Source organism: Ignavibacteriales bacterium (assembly GCA_016709765.1).
Lineage (GTDB): Bacteria > Bacteroidota > Ignavibacteria > Ignavibacteriales > Ignavibacteriaceae > IGN3.
Genome location: JADJMD010000012.1, coordinates 632,527 through 651,503, shown reverse-complemented (window position 1 = coordinate 651,503; position 18,977 = coordinate 632,527). Strand labels below are relative to the sequence as shown.

At 30.3% G+C, this 18,977-nt stretch carries 19 protein-coding genes; all 19 read left to right on the top strand.

Features of this window, described 5'->3' with window-relative positions:
* Positions 1-182 precede the first annotated feature (182 nt).
* The 19 genes from IPJ23_08755 (at position 183) to dut (ending at position 18,831) form a co-directional block, all read left to right on the top strand.
* Complete coding sequence (locus tag IPJ23_08755) at positions 183-995, top strand: oligosaccharide flippase family protein (GenBank protein ID MBK7630779.1); 813 nt, start codon at positions 183-185, stop codon at positions 993-995.
* A 47-nt stretch (positions 996-1,042) separates the two neighbouring features.
* Entirely contained in the window at positions 1,043-1,297 is a 255-nt protein-coding gene (locus tag IPJ23_08750) for a hypothetical protein (GenBank protein MBK7630778.1), read from the top strand.
* A gap of 8 nt (positions 1,298-1,305) precedes the next feature.
* Positions 1,306-1,926, top strand: a complete 621-nt coding sequence (locus tag IPJ23_08745; protein ID MBK7630777.1) for a CatB-related O-acetyltransferase — start codon at positions 1,306-1,308, stop codon at positions 1,924-1,926.
* A gap of 339 nt (positions 1,927-2,265) precedes the next feature.
* A complete protein-coding gene (locus IPJ23_08740) occupies positions 2,266-3,504 on the top strand; it encodes a hypothetical protein (protein MBK7630776.1) in 1,239 nt (412 codons plus the stop codon).
* 349 nt (positions 3,505-3,853) lie between these two features.
* The gene (locus tag IPJ23_08735) at positions 3,854-4,909 is read left to right on the top strand and encodes an O-antigen ligase family protein (protein ID MBK7630775.1); all 1,056 of its coding nucleotides are present in this window, start codon (positions 3,854-3,856) and stop codon (positions 4,907-4,909) included.
* A 106-nt stretch (positions 4,910-5,015) separates the two neighbouring features.
* Entirely contained in the window at positions 5,016-5,465 is a 450-nt protein-coding gene (locus IPJ23_08730; GenBank protein MBK7630774.1) for a glycosyltransferase family 2 protein, read from the top strand.
* 503 nt (positions 5,466-5,968) lie between these two features.
* Positions 5,969-6,775, top strand: a complete 807-nt coding sequence (locus IPJ23_08725; GenBank protein MBK7630773.1) for a formyl transferase — start codon at positions 5,969-5,971, stop codon at positions 6,773-6,775.
* Positions 6,772-7,602, top strand: coding sequence for a DUF3473 domain-containing protein (locus IPJ23_08720; protein MBK7630772.1), 831 nt, complete (start codon positions 6,772-6,774; stop codon positions 7,600-7,602). The genes IPJ23_08725 and IPJ23_08720 overlap by 4 nt, the downstream gene beginning before the upstream one ends.
* 86 nt (positions 7,603-7,688) lie before the next feature.
* Positions 7,689-8,819 carry a glycosyltransferase family 4 protein gene (locus IPJ23_08715; GenBank protein MBK7630771.1) on the top strand — a complete coding sequence of 377 codons (1,131 nt, stop codon included), beginning with the start codon at positions 7,689-7,691 and terminating at the stop codon, positions 8,817-8,819.
* 7 nt (positions 8,820-8,826) lie between these two features.
* Entirely contained in the window at positions 8,827-9,969 is a 1,143-nt protein-coding gene (locus IPJ23_08710; GenBank protein MBK7630770.1) for a glycosyltransferase, read from the top strand.
* 59 nt (positions 9,970-10,028) lie between these two features.
* Positions 10,029-11,384 carry a sugar transferase gene (locus IPJ23_08705; protein ID MBK7630769.1) on the top strand — a complete coding sequence of 452 codons (1,356 nt, stop codon included), beginning with the start codon at positions 10,029-10,031 and terminating at the stop codon, positions 11,382-11,384.
* Positions 11,385-11,428: 44 nt separating this feature from the next.
* Positions 11,429-11,812, top strand: coding sequence for a four helix bundle protein (locus IPJ23_08700; GenBank protein MBK7630768.1), 384 nt, complete (start codon positions 11,429-11,431; stop codon positions 11,810-11,812).
* Positions 11,813-11,899: 87 nt separating this feature from the next.
* Positions 11,900-12,622, top strand: coding sequence for a polyprenol monophosphomannose synthase (locus IPJ23_08695; protein MBK7630767.1), 723 nt, complete (start codon positions 11,900-11,902; stop codon positions 12,620-12,622).
* 11 nt (positions 12,623-12,633) lie between these two features.
* Positions 12,634-14,613, top strand: coding sequence for a glycosyltransferase (locus IPJ23_08690; GenBank protein MBK7630766.1), 1,980 nt, complete (start codon positions 12,634-12,636; stop codon positions 14,611-14,613).
* 2 nt (positions 14,614-14,615) lie between these two features.
* Positions 14,616-15,566, top strand: a complete 951-nt coding sequence (locus tag IPJ23_08685) for an acetyl-CoA carboxylase carboxyltransferase subunit alpha (protein ID MBK7630765.1) — start codon at positions 14,616-14,618, stop codon at positions 15,564-15,566.
* 90 nt (positions 15,567-15,656) lie between these two features.
* Entirely contained in the window at positions 15,657-16,067 is a 411-nt protein-coding gene (locus tag IPJ23_08680) for an acyl-CoA thioesterase (GenBank protein ID MBK7630764.1), read from the top strand.
* A 3-nt stretch (positions 16,068-16,070) separates the two neighbouring features.
* Positions 16,071-16,910, top strand: a complete 840-nt coding sequence (gene nadC, locus IPJ23_08675; GenBank protein MBK7630763.1) for a carboxylating nicotinate-nucleotide diphosphorylase — start codon at positions 16,071-16,073, stop codon at positions 16,908-16,910.
* A 7-nt stretch (positions 16,911-16,917) separates the two neighbouring features.
* On the top strand, positions 16,918-18,372 hold the full coding sequence (locus IPJ23_08670) for an oligosaccharide flippase family protein (GenBank protein MBK7630762.1): 1,455 nt from the start codon (positions 16,918-16,920) through the stop codon (positions 18,370-18,372).
* The gene (gene dut, locus IPJ23_08665; GenBank protein MBK7630761.1) at positions 18,373-18,831 is read left to right on the top strand and encodes a dUTP diphosphatase; all 459 of its coding nucleotides are present in this window, start codon (positions 18,373-18,375) and stop codon (positions 18,829-18,831) included.
* The last annotated feature ends 146 nt before the right edge of the window (positions 18,832-18,977 follow it).

Below are 18,977 nucleotides of genomic sequence, written 5' to 3'. Positions count from 1 at the left end.
GAATTGTTTAAGAGTTAATAAAATTTGTTATTAAAAAAGTTCAGAAAAATAATTCAGCAAAAAGAAAAAAAGACTGTATTAGAGAACTTTTTATCTCTCACCTTTTTACAAATTGCAACTTACCTGCTCCCACTAATAACTTTACCTTATTTAGTTCGTGTTCTTGGCCCAGAAAATTTGGATTGATTGCATTTGCCCTGGCATTTATAAGATATTTTATGCTTATAACGGATTTTGGGTTTAACCTATCAGCAACTAGAGAAATCTCAATTTATAGAGATGATATAAAAAAGGTTTCTAAGATTTTTTATTCAGTTTTTATTATTAAGGCTTTACTCGCAATTATATCTTTGTTAATAATTGTTTTTGTGGTCAATTACTTTGATAAATTTAGTTCTGATAAAATGGTGTATTATTTAACATCATTATCAATACTTGGATGGATCATGTTTCCCCAATGGTTTTTTCAAGGTATTGAAAATATGAAGTTTGTTACATTGTTTAATGTTTTATCAAAGCTTTTCTTTACAATTTCTGTTTTTATTTTTATAAAAACTCAAGACGACTATCTTATTTTGCCACTCCTAACTTCTTTAGGATTGATATTTTCGGGTGTGTTTTCATTAATTGTTTCTCTACGTTTTTTTAATCTTAAATTTGAATTGCCAGCTTTTTCTGAAATAAAGCATCAGTTTATTGAGGGTTGGCATGTTTTTGTTTCAAATATTTCAATTAATTTATATACAACAAGTAACAGTGTATTACTTGGTTTCTTAACTAATAATCAGGTAGTTGGGTATTATTCAGCTGCGGAGAGAATTTTTATTGCTTTTCAACAGTTGGGGATGCCGCTTTTCCAAGCACTCTTCCCATATTTTTCAAAACTCATAATTGATAACCGTGAAAAGCCATTAGCTTATTCAATAGGCTCTTTAAAATTACTCTGCTTGTTACATTATTTATTTCTTTATTTTTATCAATTTTTTCTTCTATAATAACCAAAATATTACTTGGGCCGGATTACAATAAGAGCATAATAATCTTGAGTTTACTTTCCTGGGTCATTTTGTCAAGCTGGGGTAATTACATTCTTGGTATTCAAGGATTGGTAAACTTTGGTTACAAAGAAGTTTTTGCTAAGATAGTTTTAATTTGCGGTTTACTCCACATAGTTATTCTATTTTTTGCTATCAACTTTTTTGGATACATTGCTGTTCCAATAGTATGGTTTTTAACAGAAAGCGTTATTTTTATTATAGAATATATATACTTAAGAAAACTTAAAATATTAATTTAATTATCATCATGTTGTTCAATCTAAAAAAAACGATCAAACTTGCATTTTTTAAAATAAAATGGAGAAATAAAAATAAAATTAATAGAACCTCAGCAGGTAGCTTATTCCCTATTAATAAAGTTGAGGTCGGAAAATTTACTTATGGCCCATTAAATATACATTACTGGGGTGCAGAGAATGAGTTTCTAAAGATTGGTGATTTTGTATCTATTGCTGAAGGTGTCCAATTCATTCTTGGTGGGAATCATGGGTATAAATCATTAACTACATTTCCATTCAAAGTGGTCTTCAAGCATGAGAAGTTTGAAGCGACCAGTAAGGGACCAATTAAAATTCACAATGATGTATGGATTGGGATGAGTGCTATAATATTATCAGGGGTTACCATTAATCAGGGGGCAATTATTGCCGCGGGAAGTGTGGTTACGAAAGATGTACCCCCTTATGCAATCGTTGCCGGTAATCCAGCAAATGTCATAAAATATAGATTTGAAGAAAATATTATAAAAAAATTATTGAATCTAGACCTTTCCAAAATAAATCAATCTTTCATTATAGAGAATCTGGCTATGTTATATGGAAATATCAATGAAGATTTGATTGATGGGTTGTTTTCAAAATTAAAATAAACGATTTAAATATCATCGTTCTGAAGGATGTGGGAAGTACAACTTTTGTAATTCAAATCGATTAAAATTATAGGGTAAACTCATCTTATTCAATAAAGCCTTCTGAGTATCAAGATTAAATGGAAAGACTATATTATATCCATAAACAGTAACAAGATTTAGTTCCCAGATTTCGCATTGCAAAAAGCATATTAGGGTATTTTAGATTTTTATCGACCTCAGTTTATTTTTGTATTATTTAATAATATGCAGTATCCAATTCTAAAGGCATTGTCATATCTTAACTAAAAATATTAACTTTGTACTATTCTAAATTAAAATCAAATTAATGGATTAAAGATGGCTAATAACCCAGCTGAAGTAAAATCTAAAAAAATCGAAGATTTATTAATAATTCTTGTCAAATATCGGAAAATTATTTTTATTAATGTTTTAATAATAACCATTGCTGCAGTAATAATTAGTTTGATGATTCCAAATAGATATACTGCTACAGCCTCCTTCATTTCACCAAAGAAAAAGGGTGGGCTTTTTGGTGATATAGCAGGATTTTCAAGCACAATTAAGGATCTATCAAAGACTTTGGGCGGAAGGTTGGGAACTGTTTCAGATGAGGCTTATAACTATCTCGTCATTCTTCAGAGTAGAACAGCATCAGAAAAGGTAATCAAAAAATTTAATTTACGCGAAATATATGAAATTGATAATGATAAACCATATGAAGATGTAATAAAGGCATTAGAAAATAATGTTAGTTTTAATATAGAAGACGAGGGTAATATCGTAGTCTCGGTAACTGACGAATTACCTAAAAGGGCTGCCGAAATGGCGAACTTTTATGTTCAAATTTTAAATGAAATTAGTCTAGAGCTAAATGTTACAGAATCACGTAATAATCGTGAATTTATAGAAAAAAGATTTTTGCAGGTTCAAAGTGATATTGTAATCCTTGAAGACAGCTTGAAAAATTTTAGTAAGAAGTATAACGTATTGGAAATGAAAGAGCAGATGAAGGCTGCAATAACTGTAGCAGCTGAAATACAAGCCAAAGCAGAGGTGGCAAAGATTGAAAGAGACTTATTGAAAATGAATTTTGGAGATGATAATCCACTCGTGTTGCAAGCGGATCTTAAAGTAAAAGAAATAAATAAAAGATTAAGTAGTATGAAATTTGGAGAAAATGAAAATTTAAGATCATCGTTAAACTTATTTATTCCTTTTGAAAATGTTCCTGAGACCGGTATTCTTTATATTAGATTAATGAGAGATTATGAAATTCAGAATAAATTATTAGAATTTATTTACCCAATTTATGAGCAAGCTAAAATTGAAGAACAGAAAAATCTGCCAGTGGTTTTAGTTGTTGATAAAGCCATTTCTCCAGAGAAAAAATCTTCTCCCAAACGTTCTTTAATTGTCTTTGGTGCTTTTTTAATTTCATTTTTCTTTTCGTTGGGTTATGTTCTTATTAAGGAATCTTACAAATCAATTCAATCTGATGATGTGAGATTTAGAAAAATTAGGGCAGAAATTATTGACCCGCTAAAATTTACTTTTAAATCAAAGAAATCTTCTTAGATAAAAGAATAATGCTTCTTTCTGAATTATATAAGCTGAGGTATTTGCTACTTTTAGAATTATCTCTTTTGATAGTTTTTGCTATGTTGGAACTGATCCCTTTTTTAGCTTTGTTTTCTATTATCCTCTTATTCCCATTAATATATTTAATTTTCAAATTACCAATAATCGCAGTTCACATATTAATTTTTTCAATATTAGTAGATGCGATCATACCATTTAAAGATATGTCTAGGGGTCCCACCTTATTCATTGAAGAAATATTTTTAGGTCTTTTCTTAGCCCTTTTTACAATTAAGTTTTTACTAAACTTAAATAACGATATCAAGATTCCATTAATAATCTTAATTTGGATACCTTTTTTGTCTGGACACTGCCTATTGGGTTATTTGTAGTACTTGAGAAACTAAGAATTTTGGTCTTCTGGAAAAACTACTTTGCAGGATTTTTTAGCCTAGTATTAGTGTACTATTTGATACAGAATAAAACTCAATTAAAATCATTAATTATAGGTGTAATTATTTGGGGCTTAATATTAGCACTCATTGAGTTTAATATTTTAATGCAGTTAGGCGGCTTTTCATCGGGTGTTGTTGGTCTTTACTTTAAGAAAAATTTGTTTTCAGTTAGTTGGGGCAGATCAAATTATTTAGCTTCATTCTTTGTTTTGATAATACCGCTTACACTTGGATATTTGTTTTATACCAAATCTAAAAACTTAAAAATATTTTTGGCTGTTGCTCTTGTTTTTATGTTTTTCGCAATTATTATTACATTATCAAGAGGTGGGCTTTTAGCTTTATTCCTTGCATTAAGCTTGTTATTCGTTCGCACGCTTAAAGCAAGATCATTAATCCCTTTCATTACAGTTTTAATAATTATTGTGACAATTATTCTTCTTAACCCTCTTACTTATGTCATCGCAGAAGGAATGTCCAGTCTTGAAACTGCCGGTTCTGTGTACTCACGATTAAATTTTTATAAGGATACTTGGAATGCCTTTCTAAATAATCCAATTGCTGGAGTAGGTTTTGGGAATTTGAGTTTTTATGCAAAATTTATTTTAGCAAAAGATGCTTCATCATCTGCTCATAATATAATATTAGGTATGCTAGGTGAAACAGGATTGGTTGGTGGAATTTTCTTTTTTTCAATATTAGTGGTAGTTATTATAAAAGTCTTTAAAGAATACCGAAGCGAAGAAGATCATTCACTAAAATTATTGCGATGGGCTTTTTTTTCTGCCATAGCAGGGGGTTATTTCCACTCATTAGTAGAGCCAAATTTTGAAGGATTCCAATTCTCAATAATATTTTGGGCAATTGTAGGCACATCTTTCAATCTTAATTTGCTTAAAACTAATAAGGATAATGAAGCAGAAAATTATAAGTATTCTTTAGAATGATTAATGTTAATAATATAAATAATAAAGTAGCTCATATTGAAAACTTATTAATCGTTCAAACAGGCAATACCCAAAAGAGATATTTAAGGAGTGTAAATCTTAAAATATGAATTTAGACAGAAATAATATTAATGCTGATTTTCATTCCTTAGTTTTTATAATAATTATAAACTGGAATGGGTATAACGATACGAATGAATGTATAAATTCTATTCTTAAAATAAGTTATCCTAACTATGAAATTTTATTGGTAGACAATGGATCAGATAAAAATGAATACGAAAAAGTTATCTCGCTAAAATCTAAGGCCACTTTAATAAGAAGTGAAAAAAACTTGGGATTTTCCGGTGGGAATAACCTAGGAATTAAGTATGCTCTTGACTGTGGGGCAGATTATTTACTTTTATTAAATAACGATACTATAGTTGAACCAAATTTTTTGAATCCCTTATTAAAAGTATTTGAAGAAGAGATTAATGTTGGAATTGTTGCGCCTCAGATTAATTATTTTAATGAGCCCAAAAAAATATGGAGTGCTGGAGGCAAAATTAGTTGAATTCGAGGTTCCGGATTTGCATACTCTGATAAATATGACAGTGGTTCAGTGAACAAAGATATATCTGTGAGTTTTGTTTCTGGATGTTGTATGTTAATAAAAAAAGAAGTATTTGAAAACATTGGATTTTTTGATGATAATTTTTCTTATATGTAGAAGATGTTGATTTATGTTATAGGACAGCTAATGCTGGTTATAAAATTATCTTTTCAAGTAAATGCAAAATCTATCATAAAGTAAGTAACTCATCTAGGGAAAATTTAACTCAATTGCCACTGTATTATGTTACAAGAAATCGGTTGTATTTTGCAAAGAAAAATTTCAAATATTTTTTTATAATAACTTTTTTTTATATCACAATATCTATGCTATTTAAGAGTTTTGTTTGGGCAATGCAAAGAAAATTTAGCAATATTCGAGTAGTAACTATGGCGTATTATGATTTTTTCAAAGGTAATATGGGTGGAACCAATCCAAAAATCTTTTTAAAGATGGAAACTTAAATGTTAAAGATTCTTTTAGTTACACAAGATGATCCTTTTTATGTATCAATATTTTTCAAAGAACTTTTTAAACATAGTCTAACTGAAAAATTTGAATTAGTTGGTGTAATCATTCAGCCACCACTTGGAAAGAAATCCATGAAAAAGCTGATTAAACAAATGTTTAATTTTTATGGTTTCTGGAATTTTTTAAGTCTAGGTATTAAATATGTTGTCTATAAGATATTTAATCTAGTTTCAGTTAAATTGTTTAGTGGTAATTTCCCCGGTTTTTTTTCGGTGAAGCATATATTATTGAAGAAAAAAATTAAAATCTTTGAATTAAAAAACATCAATAGTAAAGAATCGTTAGATTTTTTAAGATCGTTTAATTTAGATATAATTTTTTCAATTGCCGCAAGCCAGATATTTAAAGATGATGTGTTAAATCTTCCTGAACTAGGCTGTTTTAATATTCATACTTCGAGACTTCCTAAAAATAGAGGGATGATGCCAAATTTCTGGTCATTACTTAATTTTGAGAATGATCCGATAAGTGCTGTCACGATTCATAAAATGAATAAAGAATTAGATGATGGTGAAATTCTATTCCAACAACATTTTGATCTTGATCCGAAAGAATCTTTAGATTCATTAATAAGAAGAACTAAAAAGCTAAGTGTTAATGTATTTCTAGAGGCTATAAAAATATTAAAAAATGGTGAGGTTAATTTTTTAGTTAATGATTCTAGATATGCAACATATAATACATTTCCAACAAAAGATGATGTTAAAAGATTTCGAACAAAAGGTTATCGACTAAGATGAATACTTTTTTAAGTGTTGATGTTGAGGATTGGTTTCAAGTTGATAATCTAAAACAGGCTATTAGTAGGGACTCTTGGGATGGTAGGTTATCAAGAGTTGAAAAAAATGTCGATGTCATTCTTGAATTGTTGAATAAAAATAATTCGTTTGCAACATTTTTTATTCTTGGCTGGATAGCAGAAAGATTTCCTCAGCTTGTTAAAAAAATTCATAAACAAGGCCACGAAGTGGCCTGCCATGGGTATAACCACGAATTAGTTTATTCTTTATCTCCTAAGAAATTCCAGGAAGATGTATTTAAAACTAAAAGTATTTTAGAGAATATTATTGGGGAGCAAATAATTGGATATAGAGCACCGAACTTTTCAATAACTGATTGGGCAATCGATGTTTTAATTTCCTTGGGATTTAAATATGATTCAAGTCTGTTTTTAACTGTTGCCCATAATCGTTATGGAAAACTAAAAGACTATGATGTTTCAAAAAAACCAATATTTGAATTAAAGAATGGCTTGTACGAAGTGATGTTATCCAATATAAATTTCGCAGGTAATAAATTACCTTGGTCTGGTGGATTTTACTTTAGGTTTATACCTTACATAGTCTTTAAAAGTGGAATTAATAAAATCTTAAAAGACAAAGGAATATATATTTTTTACATTCATCCATGGGAATTTGATCCGGATCAACCCAGAGTTAAAGATATAAGTTTACAATATAAGTTTAGACATTACACAAATTTAAATAAGACAGAATCTAAGTTTACTAAATTGTTAAAAGATTATAGTTTTTTACCTATTAGAAATCTTGTATCAGAGGTAAAGTAATTATTTTTATCCAAATACTGTTTAATAAGATTTTACATTTAATTTGATTTAAGAATTTATGGTCGATAAATGGAACAAGAAATAAAATGAATATAGGAATTGATGCACGATTGTTAAGCACACCGATAAGAGGAATTGCGAGTTATTTAGCAAATCTTATCAAATTCCTTCCAGAATATGATTTAGTAAATAAGTACTATGTCTTTCAGTACGAAGATATACCTCAAGAAAATAATTTCTACACATATATTTCAATAAAAAAAAATCGCATTCCACGGCAATTATTTGAACACTACTGGATAAATTTTACTCTTCCAAAATTAATTCACATGTACAACATTGATATTTTCTTTACTCCTTACATCTTTGTTCCTTTGGTAAAACGTGACTGGAAAAACGTAATAGTAGTTGCAGATTCTCTGACGAAAGTATGTAAAGAATATTATACATTCCATTATAGAAAATATTTAGATTATTTTGTGCCACCTTCTATCCGCAGGAGTGACGCAGTTATAACTATCTCTAAATCAGCACTGAATGATATTATCAAATATTATCATATAAATGCTGAGAAGATTCAAGTATTGTATTTGTGGGGTGATGATAAATACAAACCTTTAAGTATTTCTGAAAACTTGCAGAATGATATCTTAAAAAAATTTAATTTACCAGAAAAATTTGTTTTGTTTGTTAGTGTTCTCGAAGAAAGGAAGAATATACAAGCAATTATTAGAGTATCTGATATTTTAGAACTTAGAGGAGTTGATTTAAAGTTTGTCCTTGTAGGGCGCGAAGGTTTTGGATTTAATAAAATAATTTCTGAATTAGAAAAAAGAAAAAATCGAATTATACATTTAAAAAATATTAATGATACAGAGTTAGTGTTATTATATAATCTTTCAACGATATTCTTTTTCCCTACGCATTATGAAGGGTTTGGTTTGCCACCACTTGAGGCTATGAAATGCGGTATCCCGGTGGTTACATCAAATAATTCTTCCTTACCCGAAGTGGTTGGTGAAGGCGGAATTATGGGTGAGGCTACCGATTATGAATTCTTTGCGAATTCTATTGAGAAATTACTTGAGGATAAAAAATATTATTCTTCGATGAAATCAAAAGCAATTGAACAAGCAAAAAAATTTACTCCTGAAAATCATTTGAATAGGTTGATCAGCACTTTTAATAGTTTACAACAGGAAAACAAAAATTTGTAATTTTTATATGAAAATTGTTCAAACAAATAAAGCATATTATCCCAAAGTTGGTGGAATTGAGACAACTATTAGAACACTTTCTGAAGGCTTTGTGAAAGATTACGGAGCCAATGTTGATGTTCTTGCTTGCAATCATACTCGTTATTTTAAAAAAATTGATAAAACAATAAATGGTGTTAATGTCAGTTATATGGCCACCCTTGGATTTTTTTCATCACTTCCAATAAGTCCGGGTTATTTTCAAGCTTTACTAAAACTTAAAGGTGATATACTCCATATTCATCAACCATTTCCATTGGCTGATCTTACTTTAGAATTTTTTCCGCAACTTAAAAAAAATTTTTCCAAGATTATAACATCTTGGCACTGCGATATAACTCGACAAAAATGGGCACTCCCAATTTACGGGAAATATATTCATAGATTTCTAAAAAGTGTAGATAAAATAACAGTAAGCAATCCAAACCTAGTTGAAAACTCAGATTTTCTTCCTTCTTATAAAGATAAATGTGTTGTTATTCCTCACGGCATTAATTTGGGATGGGCTAATTCGGGCGTCGAGATAAATTACTTTTCAGAAAACCCAACTCTAAATTATAACAACAAAATAATATTATTTGTTGGCAGATTAGTAATATATAAAGGGGTTGAGTATTTAATAGAAGCAATGCAATATGTGAGCAACGCTTCACTTATAATTATCGGTTCTGGTCCATTAGAAAAAAATCTATTGAACAGGATTTCAATACTTAAATTAAATTCAAGAATAAGTATAATTCCTGAAGTGGATGATAAAACATTACAGCATTATTATAAATCTTGTGATTTATTTGTTCTCCCATCTATTAACAAAACAGAAGCTTATGGTCTTGTGCAAATTGAAGCGATGGCGTGTGGAAAACCTGTTATATGTACAAATCTTGCAACCGGTACTACATTCATTAATCAACATAGGAAAACCGGTTTAGTTGTTCCTCCTAAAAATTCAAAAGCATTGGCAGATTCGATCAATAAACTAATTAGTGATAAAAGTCTTAGAGATTCATTGGGCTCTAATGCAAAAAACCGTGCTATCTCTGAATTTACTTCTGAAAAAATGGTAAAGAGGACTTATGATTTGTACTTAGAGTTATTAAAAGATTCATTATAAATTTATCTATCATGTCCAAATCCAAAGAGAAAATATTACTCCTTCTCACAGATTTTCTGATGATTAATGCTGCATGGTTTGTTTACAGCTATGTGCGTTTACAGACAGGATGGTTTGATTTACTTATTGCACCCGAATTTTTTGTTCCGATGTTTGTTACTTATTCCTACTGGCTTATAATTTTTACCTTTGTTGGAATGTACCGCACTTGGTTTGCATCTTCACGTTTTGATGAAATATCATCTCTTTTTAAAGCTACTTTTTTTGGAATATTTTTACTTTTCTTTTTAATCTTTCTTGATGATTATCTGCATAGTGTTTCAAATGCAACGCGAATATTAATTTTTATTTATTGGGGATTATTTTTGTTCTTTGTTGGCTCAGGAAGAATATTGATACGAAGTGTACAACGTAATCTTTTAATTAAGGGTATCGGACGAAGATGCGGATTAGTAATCGGTTATAATGATAAAGGTAGAGAAGTATTAAATTCAATTAATAATGCACCGGCACTGGGAATTGATATTGAAGCTTTTGTTGCGGTCAAAAATGAAAACATAGGCAAGGATTATAATGGAATTAAAGTTGAAGGCACTATGGATCAACTAGTCGCGATTATAGAAAAGTATAATGCAAAAGAAATTATCATAGCACTTGAAAAAGAAGATCACGATGTTCTGGTTGATGTAATTTCAAAAACGGAGGGCAAAAATCTTAGTTTAAAAATTGTTCCGGATCTTTATGAGATACTAAGTGGGCAGGCTCGTACCAGCCAGATCTACGGAATGCCGCTTATCGATATTATGCCGGAACTTATGCCCGAGTGGGAAAAAAAATTAAAGCGGATAATGGATATTTTTATTTCATTGTTGATTTTAATTTTTAGTTCGCCAATTTTAATGTTAACGGCAATTGCTATTAAGATTGATAGCAAAGGTCCAATTTTATTTAAGCAGGAAAGATTAGGACAAAATGGAAAACCATTTAATGTATTAAAATTTCGTTCAATGATTGTGGATGCTGAAAAGCATTCGGGTCCTGTTTGGTCGCAAAAAGATGATCCACGTATTACACGAATGGGTAAGTTTGTTCGCAGAGTAAGAATTGATGAAATTCCACAAATGATTAATGTACTAAAAGGCGAAATGAGTTTAGTTGGACCAAGACCTGAACGTGCTTTTTTTGTCGATAAACTTTCTAAAGAAATTCCGTATTATAAAAGACGATTAAAAGTTCGTCCCGGTGTAACAGGATGGGCACAAATAAAACATAAATATGATGAAACAATTGAAGATGTAAAAATTAAACTTCAGTACGATTTATTTTATATAGAAAATATTTCGATCAGGATGGATCTAAAAATTTTATTGCGTACAGTTTATGTTGTACTTTTTGGTAAAGGGCATTATGATTAGCGCAAAGAGCAAAGCGCTCAGAGCTTAGAGTTAATTTTAATTGTATGGAAAGAGAAAAATTAGAATTCTATTTGAGAGCAAAATTTAGATTTCAAGATTTAGAAGTTTGGAAATTGGCAATTGAAATTGCGGATGAGTTATTTGATATTGCTGATGAATTAGAGCAAAAACATTTATACCGATTTGCTGAACAATTGCGAGGTGCAGCTATGAGCATTTCTAACAACATTGCCGAAGGATCTGGTTCAGAGTGGAAGAAAGAATTTAAGAATTTTCTTAACATCGCTAGAAGATCAGCTTTTGAAACTGCAAATATTTTAATATTACTGAATCATAAAAAATTATTAAATATTGATAAGCTTGAAAAACTGTTAGACAAACTTGATAAAGAATGCAGAATGATAACCAATTTCAAAAAAACTTTATAAAAAATTGAATAATGCTATGCGCTCTCCGCTATGCTCTTTGCAAATAGAATGTTTTATTTTATAAAATTCAAAAAATAACCGGCATAAATGAATAATTATAAATCATTAGTCATCATCCCGACATACAATGAGCTGGAAAATTTACCAAAGCTTATTCCTCAAGTTTTATCTCAGGATGAAAGCATTAACATATTAATTGTTGATGATGGCTCTCCTGATGGAACTGGAAAGTTTGTTGAAGATGAAATGAAAAAGAATGATCGAATACATCTTCTTAAAAGAGAAAAGAAAATGGGATTGGGAACAGCTTACATTGCTGGTTTTAAATATGCTTTGCAAAATAATTACGATTTTATTTTTGAAATGGATGCTGACTTTTCTCACGATCCAAATGAACTGAAGAATTTTTTAATAGCAATACAAGAAAATGATCTTGTACTCGGCAGCAGATATATTAACGGTGTGCGTGTACTTAATTGGCCAATGGCTCGATTGCTGTTAAGTTTTTTTGCAAGCATCTATACACGAATTATAACTGGAATGCCCATAAAGGATGCAACCGGCGGATTTAAATGCTTCCGTAGAAAAGTCTTGGAATCAATTGACTTTAATCGAGTTAAATCAAATGGCTATTCTTTTCAAATTGAAATGACATTTAAAGCATATGCAAAAGGATTTAAAATTAAAGAAATTCCAATAGTTTTTATTGATCGTGTTAAAGGCAAATCTAAGATGTCTAAAAAAATAGTTCGCGAAGCGGTTACTATGGTTTGGAAACTTAGGCTGCAACAAATGTTCGGCAAATTGTAAGGATCAAATATTTGGATCTTTCAATAATCATAGTAAACTACAACGTTAAAGAATTCCTACAGAATTTAATTCACTCAATTGAAAAAGCATCTCTCAATCTTAAAAAAGAAATTATTATAGTTGATAACGCTTCTGATGACGGCAGTGTTGAATTTATAAAAGAAAAATTTCCGCATGTAAAATTAATTGCAAATCAAAAAAATCTTGGATTTGGAAAAGCAAATAATATTGGTTTGAAACATGCAGGTGGCAAATTCATACTGCTTATAAATCCCGATACGCTTGTTGCAGAAGATACTTTTGAAAAAATGATCAAGTTTTTTGAAAACAATTTAGAAGCAGGATTAGCCGGATGTAAAATATTAAATCCTGATGGTACATTGCAACTTGCTTGCAGAAGAAGCTTTCCCGGTCCATGGACATCCTTTACAAAAGTAACAGGACTCAGCTCTCTGTTTCCTAACAATAAAATATTTGCTCGTTACAATCTGACTTATCTTGATGAAAATAAAACTTACGAAGTTGACGCAATTTCTGGTTCTTTTATGATGATGAGAAAAGAAGTTTATGAAAAAGTTGGCGGATTTGATGAACAGTTTTTTATGTATGGCGAAGACTTAGACTTATGTTATCGAATTCAAAAAGCCGGATTTAAAGTTTACTACATTCATTCAACTCAAATAATTCATTATAAAGGTGAAAGCACTAAACGCAGCAGTTTAGACGAGACAAAAGTATTTTATAATGCAATGCATTTATTTGTTAAAAAACATCTATCAAGTTCTTTGCTTATCGGATTTATTTTAAGAAGTGCAATTGCAGTGCGCAGTGTGTTTGCGTTTTTGGGCGTAAGAAAATTATTAATACTTTCTGTAGTTCTCGATTTTATTTTCTTTGATGTTTGTTTGTTCGCCGCTGAAAAAATATATCATCAAATGAGCAACTGGAGCGGATTTCCTGTTTTCGCAATTCCGATTGTTTACACTGTACCGGCATTAATTCAAGTTTTTGTTTCGTTTGTAATTGGTAATTATAAAAAGGATAAACTCTCCATTACAAAAACTATTTTTTCAATATTAATTAGTTTACCCATTCTAACTTCATTAACATTTTTCTTTAAAAATTTTGCATTCAGTCGTGCGATTGTTCTTATTACTTACTCGTTTTTATTTATTGCACTTGGTTTATGGCGTATTATCTTTAAAATTATTTTTAAAGCAAGTTTAGTTGATGAAGACTTAAAACAGAAAAAAACTTTGATTGTAGGTTTAGATAACAGTGCAATTCAGATTGGGAAAAAAATACGAAAGAAAAAAACAGATAGAAGAACTGTAATTGGATTGATTGGATTTTCAAATAAAAACATTGGTAAAAAACTTGAATCGTTTGAAGTTATTGGTACCGATCAAAATATAAAACGCATTATTAAAGAGAATAACATTAATGAAGTAATATTTTCATCCGGCGATTTGTCATACAACAAGATGATGGAAATTGTTTCTCGGTGCCGTGATGAAAATGTTGACTTTAAAATCGCTGGAAACAATCTGGATTTTATAGTTGGCAAAACTGCTGTCACTATGTTAGATGATATGCCTGTTATTGATTTAAATTATAACATTTCACAGCCGCAATTAAGATTAATAAAAAAGCTGTTTGATTATTCAATCACAATACCATCTTTGTTTTTGATTTATCCTTTCATATTTTTCAAGAGTAAACTGGCAAATACGCACTCAGATTTTACAAAATTTATTTTAGGGTTTCCAGAAGTTGTAAGCGGTAAAGTTAGTCTTGTTGGTCCAAATAAATCCGTCTCAAATGAGGATAATATTTTAGGTAAAACAGGTTTAACCGGATATTGGTATATTGAAAATGATAATTCGGAAGAGTTAGAAAAACTAAATTTTTATTACGCAAAAAATCAAAACATTTGGCTTGATTTGGAAATACTTGCTAAATCATTCAACAAAATGTGGAGCAATAAGTAGAGATGGCAAAAACAATCTTAGATTTTGAAAAACCAATTTATGAGTTAGAATCTAAATTAGATGAAATGAAAAAATTCTCCGATAACCTAGATATCGAACACGATGTTGTTAGACTCGAAGAGAAAGTAAGACAGTTGAAAGAACAACTATATAAAGATCTAACAAGATGGCAGAGAGTTCAACTAGCTCGGCATCCTGATAGACCTTACACGCTCGATTACATTTATGCTATGTCTGATTCGTTTGTTGAGTTGCATGGCGATAGAGCTTTTAAAGATGATAAAGCAATTGTCGGTGGACTCGCATCAATCGGAAATCATAAAGTTGTGATCATGGGTCAGCAAAAGGGGAGAGATACAAAATCCAACGTTTACAGAAATTTTGGAATGATGAATCCTGAAGGTTACCGCAAAGCTTTACGCTTGATGAAACTTGCTGAAAAGTTTAATCATCCTGTTATAACTTTGATTGATACTCCAGGTGCTTTTCCTGGACTGGAAGCAGAGGAACGCGGACAAGCAGAAGCGATTGCCAGAAATTTATTTGAGATGAGTAAACTTAAAGTTCCAATTGTAGTTGTGATAATTGGTGAAGGTGCGAGCGGCGGAGCTTTAGGCATTGGCGTTGGTGATAGAATTTTAATGTTGGAAAATTGCTGGTACTCTGTTATCAGTCCTGAATCTTGTTCTTCTATTTTATGGCGAAGCTGGGAATACAAAGAACAAGCTGCCGAAGCTCTAAAATTAACTGCTCCGGATTTATTAGAGCAGGGAATAATTGATAGAATAATAAGCGAACCTTTTGGCGGCGCTCATAAAAATCATTCGGAAGCAGCTGACAATTTAAAGGCTGCTATTATTGAAGAACTTGATAATCTTATAAAAGTAAAACCTGAAAAGCTTGTTGATAACAGAATCGAAAAATTTGGTAAGATGGGTGTTTTTACTGAGTAATTTGATATTGGAATATACTTTTATTTTAAAATCCCGAATGGCTCGGGATTTTTTTATTTTAACCAAACTTAAATATTAAATTTTAATAAAATGCTAAAACATTACACGGAAATTAGAATAAGATATGCAGATACTGATCAAATGAGATTTGCATACAACGGAAAATATTTTGAATACTTTGAAGTTGGCCGAACTGAAATGATGCGGGAAGTTGGATTACCGTACAATGAAATTGAGCAAAATGGATTTTTTATGCCTGTTATAGAAACAAAAATTCATTTTCTATCTCCTGCTTATTATGATGAAGTTTTACTAATTGAAACTCGCGTTGAAAATTTACCAGCAAGTAAAGTCCACATTGATCATATTATTAAAGCTAAAGAAAGAGATGTTGTGATTTGCGAAGGTTATGTTGAGTTAGCTTTTCTTGATGCAAAAACAAACAGGCCAACTCGCGCTCCCAAAGTTTTTATTGATGCAGTAAAAAAATATTATGAGTAGCAGATGAACAAATCGATTATTAAAATTATTAACAACGCTTTAAAGGAAGATGTAAAAACCGGAGATATCACAACTAAAGCTACTATTTCTAAATCAAAAAGAGCTGTTGGCAATTTTCTTGTAAAGGATGTTGGAATTATTGCAGGATTGGAAATTGCAAAAGCAGTCTTTAAAACAGTAGATTCAAAAATAAAATTTGAAATAAAAATTAATGATGGTTCGAAAGTAAAAAATGGTGATATTGCAGCAATCGTTACTGGTAAAGCGCAATCATTATTAACCGCAGAGCGTACTGCACTAAACTTTTTGCAAAGAATGAGCGGCATTGCAACTCTTGCAAATATTTTTTCTGAAAATATAAAGCACACTAAAGCCAAAATAATTGATACACGAAAAACGGTTCCTGGTTTGCGTGAACTTGATAAACTAGCTGTTAAACTTGGCGGTTGTGCAAATCATCGAATTGGCTTGTACGATATGTTTTTAATTAAAGATAATCATATTGAACTTGCTGGGTCCATTACTAAAGCGGTTGAGGCTTGTGTTAAGTACAACAAAAAACATCGCACAAAATTTAAAATTGAAGTTGAAACAAAAGGTCTAAAAGAAGTTCATGAAGCACTTAAAACCAAAGCAAATATAATAATGCTTGACAATTTTGAAATTGAAGAGATGAAAAAAGCTGTTGCTTTGATAAATGGCAAATGTAAAGTTGAAGCATCAGGTGGAGTAAACTTAAATACAGTAAAATCAATTGCTGAAACCGGTGTCGATTTTATTTCGGTCGGTGCTTTAACACATAGTGTAAAAGCGTTGGATATTTCACTCGAGCTTACGATTTAAAATGCTGATGAAAGAAAAACTAAAAGAGCTTACCAAAGACACCGCTATTTACGGCATCAGTACGATGCTTGGCAGATTTCTTAATTTTTTGCTCGTTCCATTTTTCACTAATGTCTTTTTACCCTCTGAATACGGCACTGTAAACATTCTTTATGCCTACATAGCCATTTTTAATATAATTTTTCTATATGGGATGGATTCTGCATTCTTAAAGTTTGCCGCATTTAAAGATATTGGTGATGAAAAAGAAAATTTTTCAACTCCTTATATAAGTGTATTTTTAACATCAATCGTATTTATTTTACTAATACTACTGCTCAAACATCCCATTGCAATATTTCTAGATGTTGATGGTGGTAAATCTTATTTGATTATTCTCTCAGCATTAATTTTATTTTTTGATGCAAATGTTGTAATCCCATTTTTAAAATTAAGACTTGAACGAAAAGCTAAATTGTTTTCTCTATTAAAGGTTGGCAATATTTTTATAAATATTATTCTAAATGTTTATTTAATTTTAAAATTAAAATGGGGAATAGAAGCCATATTTGTGAGTAATTTGGCAGCCTCAGTATTAACCTTATTTTTTATTCTTCCTACTATCATAAAAAATTTCCGATTCAGTTTTCATAATGAATTGTTTAAAAGATTATTAAAGTTTGGATTACCTTATCTACCAGCAGGAATTGCGGTAATGCTTGTCCAGGTAATTGACGTTCCAATCCTTCAAAAACTTACAGACCTAAAAACAGTTGGAGTTTATAAAGCCAATTACAAATTGGGAATTTTTATGATGCTTTTTGTAAATATGTTTCAGTACGCCTGGCAGCCATTTTTTCTTAATAACGCAAAAGAAGAAAACGCAAAAGAATTATTTTCAAAGGTATTAACTTATTTTACAATTGTTGGAAGTACATTGCTAGTGTTTCTTTCGCTCTTTATTGACGATATAGTAAAAATAAATTTTGGTGGATTTTCTTTAATCGGTTCAGACTATTGGGGTGGATTGTACATAATTCCTGTTATACTTCTTGCTTATCTGTTTAATGGATTTTACGTCGTGTTTTCTGCAGGAATTTATATTGAAGAAAAAAGTATTTATGCTCCTATTGTTGCAGGATTTGGTGCAATTACAAATGTTGCTGCAAACTATTTATTGATCCCACACTTTAACATTATGGGTGCAGCGTTTGCAACGCTTTTTAGTTATGTTGTGATGGCTTCGGGTTATTATATCGTTACTCAAAAGTATTACAAAATAAATTATGATTATATAAAATTATCCAAAGTTATAATGGCAACATTTTTTATTGGTATAGTTTATTATCTATTAATGTATGGTGGATTTTTAAATATTTATTACAAAATAATTCTCGCAATCATTTTTGTATCTTATGTATTACTAAATGTGATTGAAAAAAATGAAATGAATTTTATTAAAACTAAACTGTTACGGAGATAAATGACTGACGCGATTAAAATTAAAGTGAAAAGATTAAGTGAAGACTTTTCAGATGTTGCACTTCCGTACTACGCAACACCCGGAAGTGCCGGAATGGATATACGAGCAACGCTAAAAGAAGATATAACTTTAGAACCAGGTAAAGTTGAATTGGTATCTACAAATATTTCTGTTGAAATTCCTTTAGGATATGAAATACAAGTAAGACCAAGAAGCGGTTTGGCTGCAAATCATAGTATTGGAATTCTAAACTCTCCCGGAACAATTGATTCTGATTACCGTGGTGAAGTGAAAATAATTTTAATGAATTTTGGAAAAGAAAATTTTAAAATTTCCAATGGTGATAGAATTGCGCAATTGATTGTTTCAAAAGTTTATAATGCAAAAATGGTTGAAGTGCAGGATTTAAATTCTTCTAGTCGTGGTAAAGGTGGATTTGGACATACTGGGAAGAAATAACGATTAATCTTTAAAGATTAAAAAATTTAAAGATTGTTATTTTATGCAAATATGATAATGATTTAGGTGTCAAGTGTTTTTATAAATAAATTTTATTTTTCTCACTTAGATTTTCATTTCTGATTTCCTTAACTTGGAAGTAATAC